Raw genomic sequence first — 4,776 nt, 5'->3', positions numbered from 1 at the left:
AAAAACACAAACAAACAGACTTCAATGAGATCGGTTCAATTTAAAAAGTTACACGACAAGTAGTCTGACAGATGGGGCCCACCGTCATTGCCGCGCAGGCGGCAATCCAGTGGCACGATAGTGCCTTCAGGGTGGGTACGTCAATCACGGGCGCATTGATTCCGCTGAAAAATGAGGACATCTCGCTGGGCATCAAGCGTACGGATATGAAAGGCGCTTACGCGCCTCTGGGTTGCCGCCTGCGCGGCAATGACGAATTAAGCGGCCGGGGAAAACAAAGAAGCGCCCGGGATGGCGACGTAGCCACCTTGAGCGCTTGGTATTTTTTAAATTACTTAACCTGCACTTGTTCACTGGTCTGACCAAAGCGGCGTTCGCGTTGCTGGAACGAGGCGATGGCTTGATCGAGCGCGGCGACGCCGAAGTCGGGCCAGAAGGTGTCGGTAAAATAAAATTCTGCGTACGCTAATTGCCAAAGCAAGAAGTTCGATACACGTGCTTCACCGCCGGTGCGGATCAGCATGTCGGGTTCCGGCGCATAGGCCATGGCCAGGTTGGCGCTGATTTGTTCTTCGGTGATGGCGGCCTGGTTGGCACCGGCAGCGATGAGTTTGTTGCAGGCGTTGACGATATCCCAGCGGCCGCCGTAATTGGCGCAGATGGTCAGGGTCAGGCCGCTGTTGGCCGCGGTTTCGCTTTCGGCGGTGCGCACCAGTTGCTGCAGGTCGGCGTCGAATTTACTCAGGTCGCCAACTACTTTGAGACGAATATTGTTCTCGCCCATTTTACGGATTTCACCCATCAAGACTTTGCGAAACAATTGCATGAGCAAAGACACTTCATCGGGTGGACGGCGCCAGTTTTCTGAACTGAAAGCAAACAGGGTCAGGTATTCGATGCCGCGATTAACGCAGGCTTCGACCACTTTGTTCACTGTTTTCACGCCCTTGGCGTGGCCGGCAAAGCGCGGTAAAAAGCGCTTGGTGGCCCAGCGGCCGTTACCGTCCATGATGATGGCGATATGGCGCGGCATGCCGTTGTGTTGGTGTTTGGCGGCGCTGTCCGTTTTATGTTTGCTCATGATTTCACTTTTAAACTGATACTTAAAAACCCGCCGCCATCACATTATGAAAGGCTGCGGTAGTACGTGGTGCGCGATTTATTTACCTGGGACGCCAAGCGGGAAGCTGAGCGAAAGGTCGATCAGGTTCGAGTCTAAGGCACCTTTGAATGAATGCACTCGGCCCAAACCGAGTTTGATGCGCGCGCTGCGGCCGATATCGTAACTGGCATACGCCAGCGCCTGCGCCAGCGCGCCACCATTGCTGGCGACACCGCCACCACCACCGGCACCGGCCAGTACTTCGGCACCGCCGCCGTAACCACCACCAAAGGCAGTGCGGGCACCAAGGCCGACCAAGCCGACTGAATAGCCGCCGGCATGACCGGAAAAGGCGCTGTGAGCTTGGGCGCTGAAATACGTGTGCTCTGTAATGTTGCGGTTGATTTTTAAGCCCAAGGTGTCGAGATTGGCGCGTTCACCGCTGTAGCGTGCGGCCTTGAGGTAATGCTGGCCGGTGGCTTCCCAATCCATGCCGCGTATGTTACGTTGCGCGGCCAAGCGGCTGTCGAGATCGAGGCCAAGTTGCAGATTCAAGTATTTGGCTTTGAAACTGCCGTTCGGGGCATCGACCAAGCCACCTTCCAGAGCCACATACAGGTCGCGACTGAGGTAGGTTTTGGCATACACACCGGCTTTCGCCAAGGCGCCACCACCGACCGGTACTTTACCGCCGCCACCCATACCCAAAGCCACGCGAGCACCGATGCGGCTGTTGGCACCGAGCGGATATTCGGCACCGATCAAACCGAGCACTTCGGCATAGCCATCGGCACTGCCACGCACGGCCGCGCCGCTTTCCAAACCCCAGTAGAAATTGTCGCTGAAAAATTGGTCGGCACGAAAGCCGGCATAGCCCAGCTTGCCGCTGTAAGCAGCGCCAGCCAAATTATGCACGCCGCTGTTCGGTTGATAGCCGCCGCCGACCAAGCTGATGCGGTCGAAACCGATGCCGCCGCGTTGGCCGATGGTCAGCTCTTGGCCTATGCCGGACGGGCTGCTGAAAAGAAAACTATCGTCAATGGCGACGACCAAGCCAAGTTGCTTACTGCTGATAGAACCATTAGGAAAGCGCACTTCCGAAGCGGAGATGCCGGCGCTGACTTGTTTGAATTTCCACATCAAGTCTATATGTGGGCGCAGCATCAAGCCGCCACCGACTGCCGCGGCCCCGCCACCGCCGCCGCCGACATACAAACCGGTCTCGAGCGAAAGTCGCGCGAACAAGGGTTTTTTCCAAGCCAGTTCAGCGCCGCCGGTAAAAAAACCGCCGCGCTGACCAGTGATGGCACCGTAAGCGGCCGGGCCAAACAGCAAGCCTGGCACGGTTTCCGGCGCAATCTGCACGAGGTAGCTGCCGCCTACTAAGCCCATGGTTTCACTGCCGGGCAATTGCAAGCGCTCAAAGCCGAAGCGGACTTCGACCGGGCGTGCCGTCAGGTCGGTCTCAGCTTGAGCTGTGCCGCAAGCAATGGTGCAGGCAGCCATGATCAACGAGGAACAGGCGTGCAGCTTAAAAGGAATCATGTCAATTTTCTTATTCAGGATATGGGGTGCTACTGTCGGCGCTTACAACGCAGTGCCAGACGAGAACGTTGACAGCGCGCCGATTTAGTGAGCAAAAACCCCTTTGAGCTTAAGTTCGCGCCCATTTTAACGTCAAAATCTGAAATTGCCTACGCGATCGGACTGGAATAGCAAATAAATAATTATTTATTTAATATTTTCCAGCTTGATTTTTAAATATCATTAAAACAAATAAATACAAGCTCAGGTTCGGCGCTTAGCCGACTGCACTGCGTCTGGCTTTCCAAATTTGCAGCCGACGTATGCTCCAGGTGAAGGGCCGGAGTAAAAAATACACGGGTTCCCATTTATGCGGCAAAGGAATTAATTCGAAATCTCTGATGTTCGGGTTAAACATCCATAAACAATACCAAAGCAAAATTTTCGGTTTGATGGCGGTGCTGATGCGGTTCGCATACAAACGTAGCAATAAATGAAATGGTGGCGACTCCATCCAACTTTCCGGGCCGGACTGGAATTGACGAATCGCTTGCCATTGTTTAGGGCTGATACGGTAACGAAAGCCGGCGCGCATGGGCGCGCTCAAGGCTACACCGCAGTATTGTTCGGCCAGCAGCAAAGCTTGTTGGAGCGCGAAGCTTGCACCCACTTGATCGGCACGCTGCCAAATCAAGGGCCAATCCAATTCGATTTGTTCTATCACATTCGGTAAATCGTACAGCCATTTCAACCGACCCCAGCCGTGCTTGCTTCCGTGTACGCACAAATAGATCAGTAAATCTTCGGCATTGAAGCCGGCCAAGCCGGTATTGGCTAGTCTCGATATGCTGCTACTGTTGAGATGCGCCATCGAAAATTCGTAGGGATTGTAGGTGGGCCGCCAGTGCAGTTCCAGCTTAGGGAAACCGGCACGATACAAGCCGATGTCGTAACTGATATTACGCAAGATTTTTGAAGTAAAAAATTTTTCGAATGAGCTGGTATTCGATGTCCAGCCGTGCGTGGCCAACATCTGATACGCAGCCCGCAAATTTTCCGGTTCGACCAGCAAATCGATATCGCCGACATCGCGTGCCGCCAGATCATGGTAGGCGCGCAAGGCGACATCGAGCCCCTTCATGACAAACACCGGAAACGCCGGTTTGAGTTGCGCCATTTGATGCAGCGTTTGCAGCGAGCGCATCGCTTTCTGCGCATTGTTTTTGTAACGTCTGGCCAATTCATCGATCAAGGCCGCATCGAAGGTAGCGGCTTGATGTTGTTTTAAATTACAGTACACGAGGGCCGACACTTTGTGGCGGCGCGCTAATTCAATTACTTTCTTGGTGTCGAGCGCTTGTTTTGCCAGCGCAATCTGTCGTTCCACATCGCAGTGTTTCGCCACGGGACGGCAGCACGTCAGCAGCAATTCAAATTCCGGCCCTTGGTCACGCGGGTCTAGCGGGCAAGCGCCGCGGCGGTCGTAGCTTGGTGTCATAGTCGATTCTTTTCTTGCTTGCTTGAGTTGCTCATGTGGCTATGCAGGGTAGACAGCACATTGTGTACCGCTTGCTCGGTCGTCAGTTGTGCAGTATCGATCTGCAGTTGCTCTTGACTCGGTACTTCATAGGGTGCACTGACACCGGTGAAGTCGCTGATTTCCCCGCGCCGCGCGCGCAGATATAAACCCTTGGCATCGCGTTGCTCGCATACTGATAGCGCGGTCGAGACATACACCGACACCCAATGCGCAGCGCCGATGATGTGCCTGGCCATCTCGCGATCACTGTGCAAGGGTGAGATAGTCGCCACCAAGACTGTCAGGCCGGCTTGGTTCATCAATGCCGCGACTTCGGCAATACGACGCAAATTTTCGCGTCGATCGGCGGGAGAGAAACCCAGGCCTTGACACAAACCTTGCCGCATGATGTCGCCGTCGAGCACAGTACAGGCATGGCCACGCGCCCTCAATGCCTTTGCGGTGGCCGTGGCCAAGGTCGATTTGCCGGCACCGGAAAGGCCGGTAAACCACAGTGTGCTTGCAGTCGTCATAAGCTAAGGGGATAACAAAAAAACAATTTAATGGATCGTCGCAAGCGACGATGGAAAAGACTCTGGAAGGGGTTTGCATCCCCTCCCATCGCGTCGCT

At 54.7% G+C, this 4,776-nt stretch carries 5 protein-coding genes; 1 reads left to right on the top strand and 4 read right to left on the bottom strand.

Going from position 1 to position 4,776, the window contains the following annotated elements; translation table 11 throughout:
• Positions 1-71 precede the first annotated feature (71 nt).
• On the top strand, positions 72-362 hold the full coding sequence (locus QN359_RS19390) for a hypothetical protein (RefSeq protein WP_322247555.1): 291 nt from the start codon (positions 72-74) through the stop codon (positions 360-362).
• Here QN359_RS19390 and uppS read toward each other — a convergent pair.
• The 4 genes from uppS to cysC all read right to left on the bottom strand — a co-directional run bounded on the left by uppS (position 332) and on the right by cysC (position 4,678).
• Positions 332-1,081 carry a polyprenyl diphosphate synthase gene (gene uppS / locus QN359_RS19385; RefSeq protein ID WP_322247554.1) on the bottom strand — a complete coding sequence of 250 codons (750 nt, stop codon included), beginning with the start codon at positions 1,079-1,081 and terminating at the stop codon, positions 332-334. The two genes, QN359_RS19390 and uppS, sit on opposite strands and share 31 nt — an antisense overlap.
• Positions 1,082-1,159: 78 nt before the next feature.
• Positions 1,160-2,647, bottom strand: coding sequence for a hypothetical protein (locus tag QN359_RS19380; RefSeq protein ID WP_322247553.1), 1,488 nt, complete (start codon positions 2,645-2,647; stop codon positions 1,160-1,162).
• Between the two features lie 256 nt (positions 2,648-2,903).
• On the bottom strand, positions 2,904-4,124 hold the full coding sequence (locus QN359_RS19375) for a nucleotidyltransferase family protein (RefSeq protein WP_322247552.1): 1,221 nt from the start codon (positions 4,122-4,124) through the stop codon (positions 2,904-2,906).
• A complete protein-coding gene (cysC, locus tag QN359_RS19370) occupies positions 4,121-4,678 on the bottom strand; it encodes an adenylyl-sulfate kinase (RefSeq protein WP_322247551.1) in 558 nt (185 codons plus the stop codon). Before cysC ends, QN359_RS19375 begins: the two co-directional genes overlap by 4 nt.
• Positions 4,679-4,776: the final 98 nt, after the last annotated feature.

It is taken from the genome of Undibacterium sp. 5I2 (genome assembly GCF_035019605.1).
Classification (GTDB): domain Bacteria; phylum Pseudomonadota; class Gammaproteobacteria; order Burkholderiales; family Burkholderiaceae_D; genus Undibacterium.
Note: the sequence above shows the minus strand (reverse complement) of the source record. Positions and strands in the feature narration are given on the sequence as shown.